The organism is Candidatus Pelagibacter bacterium nBUS_27 (genome assembly GCF_051200985.1).
GTDB lineage: Bacteria > Pseudomonadota > Alphaproteobacteria > Pelagibacterales > Pelagibacteraceae > Pelagibacter.
Genome location: NZ_CP172845.1, coordinates 480,205 through 496,137 on the forward strand (window position 1 = coordinate 480,205; position 15,933 = coordinate 496,137).

The following is a 15,933-nucleotide window of genomic DNA, read 5'->3' on the forward strand; positions in this document are numbered from 1 at the left end:
TTATAAGTATGGGGGCTTTGAATAACCTTTAGCAGATTCTGTAAAGATTTCATAACCATTTTCAGTAATTCCCAATGTATGCTCAAATTGTGCTGATAAAGATTTATCTTTTGTAACAGCAGTCCAACCATCATTTAACATTTTAACATCATATTTGCCGGTATTAATCATAGGTTCAATTGTAAAAGTCATTCCAGGTCTTAAATCCATACCTGAATTTTTACTCCCATAATGCAAGATGTTGGGTGGTTCATGAAACGTAGTACTTATACCATGACCACAAAAATCTCTTACAACTGAAAAACCTTTATCTTCAACGAATGATTGAATTTCATATCCTATATCTCCCAATCTAATTCCAGGTTTTAATATCTTAATCGCTCTCATCATAGACTCGTGAGTTGTATCTATAAGATTATTTAATTTAACAGAGGTATTACCGATTGAAAACATTCTACTAGTATCTCCATAATGTTCATCAACAACAGCTGTAACATCCACATTGATTGCATCGCCATCTCTTAAAATTCTATCTGATGGAATACCGTGGCAAACAACGTGATTTAAAGATGTACATAAAGATTTTGTAAAACCTCTATAATAAAGTGGGGCAGAGTATCCACCGTTATCTCTAATAAACTCGTAACCTAATTTATCAATATGATCTGTTGATACACCTTCTTTAATATTATCAGTCAGCATATCTAAAGTTTGAGCTGCTAACTTTCCAGCAACTCTCATTTTTTCAAATTTTTCTTTATAATCACCCATCAATAATCTTTAGTTTCTTATCTATAAAAATTTTTTTAGAACTTATATCACATCTATATGCTAAAAAGTTAACTCCTGCTTTTTTAGCAATTAGATAATTCTTATAATATTCAGCATCTACATCTTTAGCTATCTTAAACTTTTCCATGTTTTGGATTTGAACTAAAAATAATAAGTAACTTTTATAACCTTTTTTTATGGCATCAATAAGAGCGAGTAGGTGTTTGGTGCCACGTGCTGTCACAGCATCTGGAAACTCTGCTGTGTCTTTATTTCTAAAAAGGGTAACATTTTTAACCTCTATAAAGCTCTTTCGTTTATTTTTCTCAATTAAAAAATCAAATCTAGTCTCTTTATTGAAAAATACCTCTGGTTTAATTAGATCGCAATTTTTAAGTTCTTTAATAAGATTATTTTCTAAAGCATGTTGAGCTATTCTGTTAGCCATGTGGGTATTAACACCAACTAGGTTTTTTCTTGTTTTAATAATTTCAAGTCCGTATTTAAGTTTTCTTTTAGGATCATTATTAGGAAGTACATAGACATCATTCCCTTCATCTAACAGACCTTTCATCGATCCTGTATTAGGACAATGTGCGGTAACCACTTCTTTTGTTAGCTGAACATCAGTAAAAAAACGTTTGTAACGTTTGATTAATTTGCCTTTTATTAAAGACTTGGTAAATTCCATTTTTAAATTATATATTTAAAATGACTAAAAACACAAAAGTTAATGCCGCAATATTAATTATAGGTAATGAAATTTTATCTGGCCGAACTCAAGATACGAACACTTCAACTTTAGCAACTTGGTTAAATTCAATTGGGGTTAAAGTGGGAGAGGTTAGGGTTATTCCAGACATTGAAAAGACAATAATCGATACACTTAATTTATTAAAGACAACTTACGATTATGTTTTTACAACAGGCGGTATTGGTCCAACCCACGATGATATTACTGCAGAATCTGTTTCAAAAGCATTTGGACTAAAATATGAAATACATAAAGAGGCATATAAAATTTTAGAGGCCTATTATAAGCCAGGTGAATTTAATGAAGGTAGACAAAAGATGGTTTGGATGCCAGAAAATGCAAATTTAATTTTAAATCCTACAAGTGGTGCCCCAGGTTTTAGTGTTGAAAATGTGTTCTGTTTACCAGGTGTTCCATCAATTTTAAAATCTATGATTGGTGGATTAACCAACATAATTGTTGGGGGTGCTCCTATTTTAAGTTTAACTATAAGCTTAAGAACTGTTGAAAGTGAAATTGCTGTCTCTTTAACTAAAGTGCAAAATGATAATCAGAATGTTGAAATTGGAAGCTATCCTTTTTTTCAAGCTGGAAAGTTAGGAGTTTCAATAGTGATTAGATCAGAGGATCAATCCAAGATTGATAACACTAAATCACAAATTTTAAAATTTGTTAATGATAAAAACATTGAAGTAGTAGATCGTTAAATGCATTATTTTGCTTACGGAAGTAACCTGCATCATTTTCAAATGAAAAGAAGATGTAAAGACAGTGTTTATATAAAAAAGATAAATCTTAAAGATTTTAAATTAACCTTTAGAAGTAAATACGGAGCAGCAGATATTGAACCTAAAAAAAATTCAATGGTACCTGGTGGATTATTTGAAATTTCAAAAAGTGATGAAAAAAAACTTGATGTTTACGAAGATTTTCCTAACTTATATAAAAAATATTATTTTTATTATTATGGAAAAAAAGTAATGACTTATATCATGGTAAGAAAATCAATATTTAAATTTCCAACTGAGAGATATTTAAATATTATCAAAAGGGGCTATAAAGATTGTAAACTAAATCAAAAAACTCTTATGAAGGCGTTAAAATCTTAACAAATTTAAATTATGAAAATAAATAAAATCAATTTACTAGACTGCACACTAAGAGACGGTGGTTATTATAATAATTGGTTTTTTGAAAAAGAATTAATCAATGAATATCTAAAAGTAATGGATATGATAAAAATTGAATATGTTGAAATAGGATTTAGATTTTTAGATAAAGTAAAAATTAAAGGACCTTGCGCTTATTCAAAAGAAAGTTTTTTAAAAAGTTTAAAAATTCCTAAAAATTTAAAAATTGGTATAATGGTAAATGCATCAGATTTTATTGGGCAAAAAAATTTGATAGATTTGGCAAAAAAAAATTTTAAACCAAAGAAAGATACAATTATATCACTAATAAGAATTGCATGCTATCATCATGAGCTAAAAGAAGTATTGCCACTTATTAAGTGGTTAAAAAAATCAGGGTATAAGGTTGGTGTTAATATTATGCAAATACCTGAATTATCTTTTAATGAAATTAAAAATGCTGTTAAAGAAGTTAGAAAAGCAAACCCAGATGTATTATATTTTGCTGATAGCATGGGTAGTCTTGATGCCGCAAAAACAAAAAAGATTATTTATCAAATAAAATCATTGTGGAAAAAATCAACTGGCATTCATACTCATGATAACATGGGTAAAGCATTAGAAAATTCAATTACAGCAATTTATAATAATGTTAATTGGATAGATTGTACAGTGACTGGTATGGGAAGAGGACCTGGAAATACAAAGACCGAATATTTAATTTTAGAATTAAGTAAAAAAAAAGAAAATTTAATAAATTTATTAAATTTGATAAAAAAATACTTTGATCCTTTAAAAGAAACATATAAATGGGGATCAAATCCATTTTATTATTATGCAGGATTGAATTCAATACATCCATCATTTGTTCAAGAAATGTTAAGCGACACACGTTTTGAGCAAGATGATATATATGAAAATTTAAAAAGATTAAGCACTGTCGGAGGAAATAAATTCAGCAAAGAATTGATTGCTCTTGGAAAAAACTATTATAATAGAGTTAATAAAGGCAGCTGGGAACCTAGTAAAGTAGTTAAAAATCAAAATGTTTTGATAATTGGTCCCTGTGAGTCAGTAATTAAATACAAAAAAAAAATAATTAAATTTATAGAAGTAAATAAGCCTATTGTTTTTGTTTTAAACGCAATTAATCCAATTCCAAAAAAATATGTTTATGCAAATGTTGTTTGCAATACACTAAGATTATTGGCAGATATTGATAAATATAAGAAATCAAATAAATATGTGGTTACTCCATTTTCAAGTTTTTCAAAAAATATAAAATCAAGAATAAACTCAAAAAAAATACTAGATTTTGGCCTCCAAGTTAAAAATAATAGATTCAAATTTGATAAGAAATATGCTGTTTTGCCAAATTCTTTGGCGGTTACGTATTCACTTGGATTCTGTAGCAGCGGACAATGTAAAAAGATTTTTTTTGCTGGTTTAGATGGATATAATAAGAACAATCCTAAAAAATTTGAAATGGATGATATTTTACAAAATTATAAATTAGAAAAAGATTCAAAAGAAATAGTTTCGTTAACACCCACAAATTATAATATTAAGAAGTTTAAGATTTAGAATCATCAATATAGAGGATTTCATAGGATAACCTGTACACAGAAAGATAAAATAAAAAAATTTTACTTATTACCCTTGTTCAATTATAAATATTAGCATAAACACTCATGAAATTCATTAATGCCCTCGTGGTGAAATTGGTAGACACAAAGGACTTAAAATCCTTGCCGCTTGCGGAGTGCCAGTTCGAGTCTGGCCGAGGGCACCACTAAATGAGTAAGTTTCAGATAATTTCTGATAAAAATAAAGAATCCTTAAACATTAAAAAGCTATTAGTAAAAAAAATAGATAGTCAGCAGTTTAAACAAAATAATCTTGTAATTGTTATTGGTGGTGACGGTTTTATGCTTGAAACATTAAAGAAGAATAAAAATTCAAATAAGCAATTTTATGGAATTAACTCAGGGAATTATGGTTTCTTAATGAACAAATTTTCTTCAGAAAATATTATTAAAAATTTAAAAAAAGCAAATATGATTTCTATTTCGCCGTTAGAAATGATTGTTAAAAATAAGAATAATCAAATAAAAAAATCTCTAGCTATAAATGAAGTGTCAATTTTAAGACAAAGTAGACAAGCTGCCTCATTATCGATTAAACATGGATCCAAACAAATTATAAAAAAACTAGTCTCGGATGGTGTTCTTGTTTCAACACCTGCAGGTAGTACAGCCTATAATTTATCAGTGCATGGACCTATACTTAGTCTAAATTCAAAAAAATTATCAATTGCCCCAATAAGCCCATTTAGACCAAGAAGATGGAAGGGTAAAATAGTTAATGATAAATTAAAGATTGTAATTACAAACTTAAATCCATCTAAAAGACCCATCAGTGCTGTTGCAGATAATCTTGAAGTTAGAAATGCTAAATCAATTATAGTAAAGACAAACAATAAGATTAAATTTAACCTTCTCTATGACAAAAATAGAAGTTTACAAAAAAAAATAAAAATTGAACAATTAAGAAGAGAAACTACTTAATTTAAAGTGTTAACAAAAGAACAAATCAAACAATATCAAGAAGACGGCTTTGTAATTCCTGATTTTAAAATGTCTGAATATGATCTTTTAGAGATTGAAGAGAAGCACAATCAATTAATTAATAAATTTCCAGAGTATAAAAATTATTGTCCAGCTGTTCTTTTAAAAGATGAAAGTTTTTTAAAATATTGTTTGAATGATGAAATATTAGACTTTGTTAAGCAATTACTAGGTAGCAAGTTTGCTTTATGGAACTCAAGTTTTTTTGCAAAACCTGCTCATAATGGCTTTGAAACTCCTTGGCATCAAGATGGACAATATTGGCCAATAAATCCACTAGCAACATGCACTGTGTGGTTAGCGATTGATGATGCAACTGAAGAAAATGGATGTCTAAGATTTATCAAAGGATCACATAAAGATAAAAAACTTAAAGATCATTCTAGAAACAACAAAGAAAATTTAACATTGCATCAAGAACTTAACAAAAATGAGTATGATATTTCTAAGTCAGTTAACTTATTACTTAAAAGAGGACAAATATCATTACATGATGTTTATATGGTTCATGGATCAAAAGAAAATAATTCTCCAAATTCTAGACGTGCAATGACAATGAGGTTTATGCCTCTAACAAGTAAATTTGATCATAAATTTATTTTTGATAGCAAGCCATCATTTAAAATTGATAAAATTTATCCTGTAAAAAATTAGATAAGTGGTGTTACTGCACGGATACGAACTGGGGTCTATTAATTATTAACCAAAAGTCTAAATTTAAAAAGATAAATAGTACCAACGTTAATTGAAAACTATTTCAAATCTATACACACTTTGAACACAGTGATAGGGTTTTATTAATAATAAAAAAATGACAAGATTAGAAAATTTTTTAAAACTAAATAAAAATAGAAAAATTTGGACTATTTCAAAAGACCAAAGTGTAATGCAGGCACTTATTTTGATGTCAGAAAAGAATATAGGTGCAATCATTGTTGTAGATAATAATGATTTTCAAATAGGTATTTTTTCAGAAAGAGATTATGCAAGAAAGGTTATTTTAAAAGGCAAGAATAGCAAAGATACATTGTTAGACGAAGTTATGACCAAAGAATTAATTACTGTTACTAGTGATTTTAAAATTGATCAGTGTATGGAATTAATGACCGAACATAGAATAAGACATTTACCAATATTAGAAAATAAAAAAGTTGTTGGAATTATTTCAATTGGCGATGTTTTAAAAATTATGATCAAAGAACAAAAAGAACTTATAGATCACTTACAAAGATTTATAACTAGCTAAAATATATTTTGATGGTGCCCCCGCACGGAGTCGAACCGCGGACCTATTGATTACAAATCAATTGCTCTACCAGCTGAGCTACAAGGGCATAAGCCATAACTATTAACTATTTATTAATTAATCAACTCTTTTTTTTTAAAAAACTCAGATGATGAAAAACTATTGCTGCACTATTTGATATATTGAGACTTTCAATCTCTTTATTCATATCAATTTTAACAAAAAAATCTGCATATTTACCTGTGTGCTCTCGCATACCAAAACCCTCTGATCCAAAAAGAAGAACATTTTTTCCTTCCCATTTTATTTCTGTAAAATCTTTTTCACCTCTTGCATCAAAACCATAGACCCAAAAGTTTCTTTCTCTTAAATTCTTAAGAGTTGAGTTTATATTAGATACTTGAAAAATATTTAAATGCTCCATACAACCACTTGCAGACTTGTACATAAGCTTACTATCTTTTGGAAATTGTCTTTCTTTTATTATTAAACCATCTATTTTAAATGATGCAGCACTTCTAATTAATGAACCAATATTTCTTGGGTCAGTTACTTCATCTAAACAAACAAAAGTACAATCTTTTTTTTCTTTAATGTATTCTTTTAATTCAGGTTGATCTAAATGTTCAATTTCTGCAACATAGCCACCATGCATTAATTGTTCCTTAGATGTATATTTGTCTAATTCTTTTTTAGATTTAAAATAAACTTTAACGTCTTCTAAAACATTTTTTTTTGGATTTTTTCTGTGTATATTTTTCTTAGCATCTTCAGTTAAAAACACTCTTAAAACCTTCCGTTCAGGATTTCTAAGTGCTTCGATAACAGCATGTTGACCAGCTATAAAAAAAGATGATTTATTCATATATTTTAATGAGTTTTACACGTTTTTTTGGATATTTTCTTATTAAATCACGTGTTGCATTTGAATAAATAAAATATATAAAACGCTTGTTGTTTGAAGCTTTATTGAACAGGGGACACTTCCCCAGAGGAGGGGTTCCAGAGCGGTCAAATGGGGCGGGCTGTAAACCCGTTGACTTCGGTCTTCGAAAGTTCGAATCTTTCCCCCTCCACCACTCAATAAATTTTTAAGTAACGTGGAGTGTTACTCTTGGGGTCGTGCGGGTGTAGTTCAATGGTAGAACGCTAGCCTTCCAAGCTGGATGTAAGGGTTCGATTCCCTTTACCCGCTCCAAGAAAAAAAATTATTAATGAAAACAAAAACTGAGGTAAAAAAGTAATGTCAAAAGAAAAATTTGTTAGAAGTAAACCCCACTGTAACATTGGGACTATTGGTCATGTCGACCATGGTAAAACAACTCTTACTGCAGCTATCACAATTACATTAGCAGAAGCAGGTGGAGCAGCAGCAGTAGCTTACGATCAAATCGATAAAGCTCCTGAAGAAAAAGAAAGAGGAATTACAATTTCAACAGCTCACGTTGAGTATGAAACTGAAAAAAGACATTACGCTCACGTTGACTGTCCAGGGCACGCTGACTATGTAAAAAACATGATCACTGGTGCTGCACAAATGGATGGTGCAATCTTAGTAGTTAACGCTGCTGATGGTCCAATGCCACAAACTAGAGAACACATTCTTTTAGGAAGACAAGTTGGAATTCCAGCAATTGTTGTTTACTTAAATAAAGTAGACCAAGTTGATGACAAAGATATGATCGAACTTGTAGAAGAAGAAATTAGAGAGCTTTTAACTTCTTACAAATACCCTGGGGAAACAACTCCAATCGTTAAAGGTTCAGCTTTAGCAGCAGTAGAAAAAAGAGATGATGAAATTGGAAAAAATTCAATTTTAGAATTAATGAAAGCTGTTGATGAACATATTCCACAACCAGCTAGAGATGTTGACAAACCATTCTTGATGCCTGTTGAGGATGTATTTTCAATTTCAGGAAGAGGAACTGTTGCAACTGGTAGAATTGAATCAGGTGTAATTAAAACTGGTGAAGAAGTTGAAATCGTAGGTATTAAAGAAACTAAAAAATCAGTTTGTACTGGTGTTGAAATGTTTAGAAAACTTTTAGACTCAGGTGAAGCTGGTGATAACGTAGGAATTTTATTGAGAGGGATTGAAAGATCTGACATCGAAAGAGGTCAAGTTCTTTGTAAGCCTGGCTCAATTACTCCGCACACTAAATTTGAAGCTCAAGCATATGTACTTAAAAAAGATGAAGGTGGAAGACATACTCCTTTCTTTACTAAATACAGACCGCAGTTTTATTTTAGAACAACAGACGTAACAGGAGAAGTAGAATTACCAGCAGGTACTGAAATGGTTATGCCAGGCGATGATGCTAAATTTACTGTTAAGTTGATTACACCGATTGCAATGTCAGAACAATTAAACTTTGCTATTAGAGAAGGTGGAAGAACTGTTGGAGCAGGAGTAGTAACTAAAATTATAGAGTAACTCTATAAATAGGAGTGTAGCTCAATTGGTAGAGCGCCGGTCTCCAAAACCGGAGGCTGAGGGTTCGAGTCCCTCCGCTCCTGCCAATTAGAGCTAAAAAATTATGAAAAACCCAATTAAATTTATTCAGGAAGTAAAACAAGAGGCATTTAAAGTTTCATGGCCTACATGGAAAGAGACTTTACAAGGTGCTTTAATGGTGTTTGCGATGGCAGTTGTGATGTCTTTATTTTTCTTACTTCTGGATCAAGTTTTAAAGTTTTTCTTAGAATTATTACTTAAGGTGAGTATTTAATGAAAAATTGGTTCATAGTTCAATCACACTCTAACTTTGAGAATAAAGTTTCTGGTTTAATCAGAGAAGAAGCTGAAAAAGCAAAAATTTCTGACAAATTTGAGGAAATTATTGTTCCAACACATGATGTAACAGAGGTTAAAAGAGGAAAAAGAATTCAGAGAAAGAAGAAATATTTTCCTGGTTATGTGCTTGTAAAGTGCGAGATGGACAATGACATTTATCATATGATTAAGAATTTAAAGAGAGTAAGCGGTTTTTTAGGATCTAAAGGAATTCCAGTACCAGTTTCAGACAAAGAAATTGAAAAGATTTTAGGACAAATAAAAGATGGTGTGGCTCAGCCAAAATCTGGTATAGAGTACAGCATTGGTGAAAAAGTTCAGGTAGTTGATGGTCCTTTTGCATCGTTCAGTGGAATGGTGGAAGATATAGATGAAGAAAAGTCTAGACTTAAGGTCTCAGTTTCTATATTTGGACGTCCAACACCAGTAGATTTAGAATATAACCAAGTTGAGAAAGTAAGTTAATGGCAAAAGAAATTAGTGGATTTATAAAGTTACAAATTAAAGGTGGTCAAGCTAACCCAGCTCCTCCTGTAGGACCAGCCTTAGGACAACGTGGTGTTAACATCATGGAATTTTGTAAAGCTTTTAACGACAAAACTAAATCAATGGCTGGAAAACCTGTTCCAGTAGAAATTACAGTTTACAAAGATAAAAAATTTGATTTTAAAATTAAATCTCCGCCAGCATCGTTCTTTATTAAAGAAGCAGTTAAACGTAAAAGTGGATCAAAAGAACCTGGAAGAAATATTGTTGCATCAATATCAAAAAAACAATTAGAAGATATTGCTACTCAAAAAATGCAAGATTTAAATGCTCATGATTTAGAAGAGGCAGTAAAAATTATAGCAGGTTCAGCAAGATCAATGGGTATAGAGGTAAAAGAATAATGCCATCTAAAAGATATAAAAAACTACCTGAAAAAACTAAAGATTTAAACGCCGAGGTGATTGAAAATTTATTACCTGAAGTTAAGAAAAATTGCACAACCAGATTTGATGAGTCTTTAGATTTAAGTTTTCAAATAAATAACAAGCAAAAGAAAAGTGAAGTTAATATCAGAACTGTTGTTAACTTACCTGGTGGTACTGGAAAAAATGTTAAAGTTGCAGTTGTTTGTGAAGATAATAAAGCTCAAGAAGCTAAAGATGCTGGAGCTGATATTGTTGGCAGTGATGAGTTTGTTGAAAAAATTAAAGGTGGTGAATTAAATTTTGAAAAATTAATATGTACACCTGGTATGATGATTAAACTTTCTAAATTAGGTAAAGTTTTAGGCCCTAAAGGATTAATGCCAAATCCAAAACTTGGTTCGGTATCAGAAAATATTAAAGAAGCAGTAACTAATGCTAAATCTGGTCAAGTTGAAATCAGAAATGATAAAGATGGAAATATAGGTGTGAGTATTGGAAAAAAATCATTTCATGATGATCAATTATTAAAAAACTTTCATGCAATTTTAGATGCATTGGAAAAAGAAAAATCAAACAACACTTTAAAAGGGGACTTAATTAAAAACACATTTGTTACGTCATCAATGGGTGTTTCATACAAAGTTAAACTAGGGAAGTCGATATAGTCATGTTAACAAAAGAACAAAAAAAAAATTATATTACAGAAATGACTACACAGTTTGAAAACAGTAAAGCTGTAATGGTTACACATTATCAAGGTTTAACAATGACTCAATTAGATGAGTTAAGAGCTCAAATGAGAGAGCATGGAATAATCTTTAAAATAACTAAAAATAGAATAACTAAACTAGCTTTAGAAAAAACTAAGTGTAAAGATCTATCAGATTTATTCACAGGGCCAACAGCAGTTGCTTTTGGTGAAGATGCGATAATGTCTGCAAGAATTTTATCAAAATTTGCAAAAGACAACGAAAACTTAAAATTAATTGGCGGAATTATGGATAATGAGGTCTTAGACCAGGCCGGCGTCCAAAATGTAGCTAGTTTACCAACATTAGACGAAGCAAGAGCAAATATTGTAGGTATTTTAAATGCTCCAGCATCAAAATTAGTGAGTATTTTGCTTGCATACTCAGAAAAAATGAGTAGTTTGTCCGCAGAAAATTCTGAAACACAACCCAAAGAGTAAATTATGCCTGACCTAAATAAAATAATCGAAGACCTTTCAAGTTTGACTGTTGCAGAGGCAGCTGAACTTTCAAAACAATTAGAAGAAAAATGGGGTGTAACTCCTATGGCAGCAGCGGCTCCAGCAGCAGCAGGTGCGGCCCCAGCAGAGGATAAAGACGATTTTACAATCATGCTTGTATCAGCTGGTGAAAAGAAAATTAATGTTATTAAAGAAGTTAGAGCAGCAACTTCATTAGGTTTAAAAGAAGCTAAAGATCTTGTAGAGGGAGCACCAAAAGAAGTTAAGACTGGTGTAAATAAAAAAGAAGCTGAAGAGATCAAAGCTAAACTTGAAGCCGCAGGCGCAAAAGTAGAACTTAAATAAATTAATAAGAAAGAATTCGAATACTGATTATTTTAATCAGTATTATTAAACATAAATGCAATTATCTTTTACTGAAAAGAAAAACATAAGAAAAAGTTTTGGTAAACTAAAAGAAAGTTTATCTATTCCTAACCTAATTGAAGTACAGAAAAATTCTTACAAAGAATTAACTGAATTTTATGCTGAAGCAGAACTTACAAAAGGATTTGACAGAGTTTTTAAAAGTATATTTCCAATTGAAGATTTAAATGACAAAGCAACATTAGAATATGTCTCGTACAGATTGGACAAACCTAAGTTTGATGTAGAGGAATGCATTACTAGAGGTTTAACTTACTCATCTGCTCTTAAGTGTACTTTAAGATTAGTTGTGTATGAAATTGATCAAGACAATAATACTAAAGATATATTGTCTGCAAAAGAACAAGAAGTTTATATGGGTGAAGTGCCCATGATGACTAACAGTGGTACTTTTATTACTAATGGTGTTCAAAGAGTTGTAGTTAATCAAATGCACAGAAGTCCTGGTGTATTTTTTGATCATGACAAAGGTAAAACTCATGCAAGTGGTAAACTATTATTTAATGCAAGAGTTATTCCTAACAGAGGTTCTTGGTTAGATTTTGAATATGATGTTAAAGATTTTTTATATTTTAAAATTGATAGAAAGAAAAAAATTTTTGCCTCAACTTTATTGCTAGCATTAGGCTTTACTAAAGCTGAAATCGTTGATGAATTTTATGAAAGTGAACAATTTAACTTTGATCCAAAAACTGAAAAATGGAAAACAAAATTTAATCCAGAAAATTATAAAGCAAAAAATTTCTCAGAAGAAGTTACAGATGCCAAAACTGGTGAAGTAGTAATTAAGTTAGGTGATAAAATTAATTTCCTTAATGCAAAAAAATTAGCTAACGATGGCCTTAAAGATATTTTGGTAACAAGAGAGTCTATGTATGGAAAGTTTCTACATAGAAATGTTAAAGTTAACGATGAGGAAGAGGGCACTTTTTCAATAGGAACAGAGCTTAATGACTCTGTAATTCAACAAATATTAGATGCAAATATACATTCTTTACAAATCTCTGTAACAAACTCAATTAATAAAGGTCCATATTTATTAACCACTATTTTAAATGATAAAAATAATTCAAAAGATGAAGCTATTACAGAAATCTACAAAATGCTTAGACCTGGTGAGCCACCAACAATCGAAATAGCTACTCAAATTTTCAATAATTTATTTTTTAGTTCTGACAGATATGACCTTTCTGACGTTGGAAGAGTTAAAATGAACTCAAGGTTAGAACAGGATTGTTCAGACAAAATTACAATTTTGAGAAACGACGATATCATAGCAATCGTTCATAAGATGTTAGATTTAAGAGATGGAAAAGATGAAGTCGATGATATTGACCATCTTGGTAATAGAAGAGTACGTTCTGTTGGTGAGTTAGTTGAAAATCAAGCACGTATCGGTGTCTATAGAATGGAAAGAGCGATAAAAGAAAAAATGACAACTTTAGATGTTGAGTCGGCAATGCCTCAGGATTTAATTAACGCTAAACCTTTAACAGTTTCTTTAAAAGATTTTTTTGCAAGTTCACAGCTTTCACAATTTATGGATCAAACTAATCCATTATCAGAGATTACACATAAAAGAAGGGTTTCAGCTTTAGGACCTGGTGGGTTAACAAGAGAAAGAGCTGGTTTTGAAGTTCGTGATGTTCACCCTACCCACTACGGAAGAATTTGTCCGATTGAAACACCAGAAGGTCCAAACATTGGATTAATAAACAGCTTATCAACTTATGCAAAAATTAACAAATATGGTTTTATTGAAAGTCCATATAAAAAAGTAAAAGATGGTGTTGTTCAAAATAATGTTGAGTATTTATCTGCAATGGAAGAAACAAAATTTACTATTGCGCAGGCAAATACTAAATTAAATAAAACCGGAAAAATAATTGAAGAATTGGTTTCTTGCAGACAAAATTTAAATTTTCTTTTAGCTAAACCTGAAACTATTGATTACATTGATGTATCACCTAAACAACTTGTATCGGTTGCTGCTTCGTTAATACCTTTTTTAGAAAATGACGACGCTAACAGAGCTTTAATGGGATCTAACATGATGAGACAAGCAGTTCCATTATTAAAACCTGAATCACCTTTGGTTGGAACGGGTATTGAAAGTGATGTTGCTTTAGACTCAGGTGTTACTATTGTTGCTAAGCGAGATGGAACTGTGGATAAAATTGATGGTAAAAGAATTGTAATTAAAGCAACTGAGGAAACTGATTTTTCTAAATCAGGTGTTGACATTTATAATTTACAGAAATTTAAAAGATCAAATCAAAATACGTGCATCAACCAAAAACCTTTAGTTAGAGTTGGTGACAAGGTTAAATCTGGAGATATTATAGCTGATGGTCCTTCTACTAAGTTAGGTGAATTAGCTTTAGGTAAAAACGTAACTGTAGCCTTCATGCCATGGCAAGGTTATAATTTTGAGGATTCAATTTTGATTTCTGAAAGATGTGTAACTGATGACGTGTTTACTTCTGTTCATATTGTAGAATATGAAATTATGGCAAGAGATACAAAATTAGGTGAAGAAGATATAACTAGAGATATTCCAAATGTTAATGAAGAAGCATTAAAAAACCTTGATGAGTCTGGTGTTGTTTATATTGGTGCTGAAGTTAATGCAGGTGATATTTTGGTTGGAAAAGTGACTCCTAAGGGTGACTCTGCTTCAGGGCCTGAAGAAAAATTATTAAGATCAATATTTGGTGAAAAAGCAATAGATGTAACAGATACATCTTTAAGAATGTCTAGAGGAAGTAGTGGGACTGTTGTTGATGTAAGAGTATTCAATAGACACGGTATTGAAAAAGATGAAAGATCAATTACTATTGAAAGAGCAGAAATTGAGGAAGTTCAACAAGACAAAATTGTTGAAGAAGAGATTTTAGAGAGAAGCATTAAACAAAGAGCATCACAATTTTTATCAGGATCTTCTTTATCTAAAAAAATAAAAGATTTATCTGAAGGTACTGAATTAGATTTTGAATCAATAGATAATTTACCTATCAATGATGTTTTTAAAATTACGGTTGGCAATGTTAATGATGAGGCAACTTTAGCTCAACTTAAAGATCAATATAATAAAGCAAAACAAGATATTACTGAAAGATTTGAAGATAAAGTTTTAAAGATTAGAAGTGGTGACGATTTACTTCCTAGCGTTATGAAGATGGTTAAAGTTTTTGTTGCGATCAAAAGAAGACTAAAACCTGGAGATAAGATGTCTGGAAGACACGGTAACAAAGGTGTTGTAAGTAAAATTGTTCCAGTTGAAGACATGCCTTATAGAGAAGATGGAAGACCTGTTGACATTGTTTTAAACCCACTTGGTGTTCCAAGTCGTATGAACGTTGGTCAAATTTTAGAAACTCACTTAGGATGGGCTTGTAAAGAATTTGGTGAAGAGGTCAAAAGATTAGTTAATGAGAATCATAAAAAGATTGAAAAAACTGAAAAAATCTCGAAATTTTTAAAATCTGTTTATGGCGGAGAAATTTTTGATGAAAAAGTTGAAAAATTAAGCAAACCTGAATTCAAAGATTTAGTTGAAACACTGCAAGATGGAATAGCTATTTCAACACCAGTATTTGATGGTGCAAAAGAAAAAAATGTTACTGAGATGCTAGAACTTGCTAAATTACCTGGTTCAGGACAAACATATTTATGGGATGGAAGAACGGGTGAAAAATTTGATAGACCTGTGACAGTTGGAATAATTTATATGCTTAAACTCCACCACTTAGTCGAAGACAAAATTCATGCTAGGTCAACAGGTCCTTACAGTTTAGTTACACAACAGCCTTTGGGTGGTAAGGCTCAATTAGGTGGCCAAAGATTTGGTGAAATGGAAGTTTGGGCATTAGAAGCTTATGGCGCATCATATACACTTCAAGAAATTTTAACTGTTAAATCAGACGACGTTGCTGGAAGAGTTAAGGTTTATGAAACTATTGTTAAAGGTGAAGAAAATTTTGAGTCAGGTATACCTGAGTCATTTAACGTTCTAGTTAAAGAAATTAAATCATTAGCATTAAACGTGGAGCTTAATTAAA

17 protein-coding genes and 5 tRNA genes are annotated in these 15,933 nt (G+C 30.8%); 18 read left to right on the forward strand and 4 right to left on the reverse strand.

The features are described 5' to 3' along the window. Positions 1-771, reverse strand: coding sequence for a type I methionyl aminopeptidase (gene map / locus ACIJYG_RS02560; protein WP_435098230.1), 771 nt, complete (start codon positions 769-771; stop codon positions 1-3). Beyond that, on the reverse strand, positions 764-1,462 hold the full coding sequence (gene sfsA / locus ACIJYG_RS02565) for a DNA/RNA nuclease SfsA (protein ID WP_435098233.1): 699 nt from the start codon (positions 1,460-1,462) through the stop codon (positions 764-766). The genes map and sfsA overlap by 8 nt, the downstream gene beginning before the upstream one ends. Positions 1,463-1,482: 20 nt before the next feature. Between sfsA and ACIJYG_RS02570 the strand changes: the two genes are divergently transcribed. From ACIJYG_RS02570 to ACIJYG_RS02600, 7 genes are all read left to right on the forward strand, one after another. Next, the gene (locus tag ACIJYG_RS02570; RefSeq protein ID WP_435098236.1) at positions 1,483-2,232 is read left to right on the forward strand and encodes a competence/damage-inducible protein A; all 750 of its coding nucleotides are present in this window, start codon (positions 1,483-1,485) and stop codon (positions 2,230-2,232) included. Further along, on the forward strand, positions 2,233-2,634 hold the full coding sequence (locus ACIJYG_RS02575) for a gamma-glutamylcyclotransferase family protein (RefSeq protein ID WP_435098239.1): 402 nt from the start codon (positions 2,233-2,235) through the stop codon (positions 2,632-2,634). Between the two features lie 12 nt (positions 2,635-2,646). Further along, on the forward strand, positions 2,647-4,239 hold the full coding sequence (locus ACIJYG_RS02580; protein WP_435098242.1) for an aldolase catalytic domain-containing protein: 1,593 nt from the start codon (positions 2,647-2,649) through the stop codon (positions 4,237-4,239). Positions 4,240-4,361: 122 nt separating this feature from the next. Further along, positions 4,362-4,447: transfer RNA gene (locus ACIJYG_RS02585), tRNA-Leu, on the forward strand. Between the two features lie 4 nt (positions 4,448-4,451). Then, on the forward strand, positions 4,452-5,222 hold the full coding sequence (locus ACIJYG_RS02590) for an NAD kinase (RefSeq protein ID WP_435098245.1): 771 nt from the start codon (positions 4,452-4,454) through the stop codon (positions 5,220-5,222). Between the two features lie 6 nt (positions 5,223-5,228). After that, positions 5,229-5,936, forward strand: coding sequence for a phytanoyl-CoA dioxygenase family protein (locus tag ACIJYG_RS02595; protein ID WP_435098248.1), 708 nt, complete (start codon positions 5,229-5,231; stop codon positions 5,934-5,936). 157 nt (positions 5,937-6,093) lie between these two features. Next, on the forward strand, positions 6,094-6,528 hold the full coding sequence (locus ACIJYG_RS02600; protein WP_435098251.1) for a CBS domain-containing protein: 435 nt from the start codon (positions 6,094-6,096) through the stop codon (positions 6,526-6,528). A 12-nt stretch (positions 6,529-6,540) separates the two neighbouring features. Here ACIJYG_RS02600 and ACIJYG_RS02605 read toward each other — a convergent pair. Then, positions 6,541-6,616: transfer RNA gene (locus ACIJYG_RS02605), tRNA-Thr, on the reverse strand. A 33-nt stretch (positions 6,617-6,649) separates the two neighbouring features. Further along, a complete protein-coding gene (gene rlmB, locus ACIJYG_RS02610; RefSeq protein WP_435098254.1) occupies positions 6,650-7,393 on the reverse strand; it encodes a 23S rRNA (guanosine(2251)-2'-O)-methyltransferase RlmB in 744 nt (247 codons plus the stop codon). A 128-nt stretch (positions 7,394-7,521) separates the two neighbouring features. Between rlmB and ACIJYG_RS02615 the strand changes: the two genes are divergently transcribed. The 11 genes from ACIJYG_RS02615 to rpoB all read left to right on the forward strand — a co-directional run bounded on the left by ACIJYG_RS02615 (position 7,522) and on the right by rpoB (position 15,932). Further along, positions 7,522-7,607: transfer RNA gene (locus ACIJYG_RS02615), tRNA-Tyr, on the forward strand. Between the two features lie 45 nt (positions 7,608-7,652). After that, positions 7,653-7,726, forward strand: a tRNA-Gly gene (locus ACIJYG_RS02620). A 45-nt stretch (positions 7,727-7,771) separates the two neighbouring features. Continuing rightward, a complete protein-coding gene (tuf, locus tag ACIJYG_RS02625; RefSeq protein ID WP_435098257.1) occupies positions 7,772-8,962 on the forward strand; it encodes an elongation factor Tu in 1,191 nt (396 codons plus the stop codon). A gap of 10 nt (positions 8,963-8,972) precedes the next feature. Further along, positions 8,973-9,048, forward strand: a tRNA-Trp gene (locus tag ACIJYG_RS02630). Positions 9,049-9,065: 17 nt separating this feature from the next. After that, positions 9,066-9,257 (forward strand): preprotein translocase subunit SecE, encoded by a 192-nt coding sequence (gene secE / locus ACIJYG_RS02635; RefSeq protein WP_435098260.1) that lies wholly within the window; start codon positions 9,066-9,068, stop codon positions 9,255-9,257. After that, positions 9,257-9,787 (forward strand): transcription termination/antitermination protein NusG, encoded by a 531-nt coding sequence (gene nusG, locus ACIJYG_RS02640; RefSeq protein WP_435098263.1) that lies wholly within the window; start codon positions 9,257-9,259, stop codon positions 9,785-9,787. Before secE ends, nusG begins: the two co-directional genes overlap by 1 nt. Continuing rightward, positions 9,787-10,212, forward strand: coding sequence for a 50S ribosomal protein L11 (rplK, locus tag ACIJYG_RS02645; protein WP_435088949.1), 426 nt, complete (start codon positions 9,787-9,789; stop codon positions 10,210-10,212). Before nusG ends, rplK begins: the two co-directional genes overlap by 1 nt. After that, positions 10,212-10,901: a 50S ribosomal protein L1 gene (gene rplA / locus ACIJYG_RS02650; protein WP_435098266.1), complete on the forward strand. Its 690-nt coding sequence runs from the start codon at positions 10,212-10,214 to the stop codon at positions 10,899-10,901. The genes rplK and rplA overlap by 1 nt, the downstream gene beginning before the upstream one ends. A gap of 2 nt (positions 10,902-10,903) precedes the next feature. Further along, complete coding sequence (rplJ, locus tag ACIJYG_RS02655) at positions 10,904-11,425, forward strand: 50S ribosomal protein L10 (protein ID WP_435098269.1); 522 nt, start codon at positions 10,904-10,906, stop codon at positions 11,423-11,425. A gap of 3 nt (positions 11,426-11,428) precedes the next feature. Continuing rightward, on the forward strand, positions 11,429-11,791 hold the full coding sequence (gene rplL / locus ACIJYG_RS02660) for a 50S ribosomal protein L7/L12 (protein ID WP_435098272.1): 363 nt from the start codon (positions 11,429-11,431) through the stop codon (positions 11,789-11,791). Between the two features lie 55 nt (positions 11,792-11,846). Continuing rightward, positions 11,847-15,932 (forward strand): DNA-directed RNA polymerase subunit beta, encoded by a 4,086-nt coding sequence (gene rpoB, locus ACIJYG_RS02665; protein ID WP_435098275.1) that lies wholly within the window; start codon positions 11,847-11,849, stop codon positions 15,930-15,932. Position 15,933: the final 1 nt, after the last annotated feature.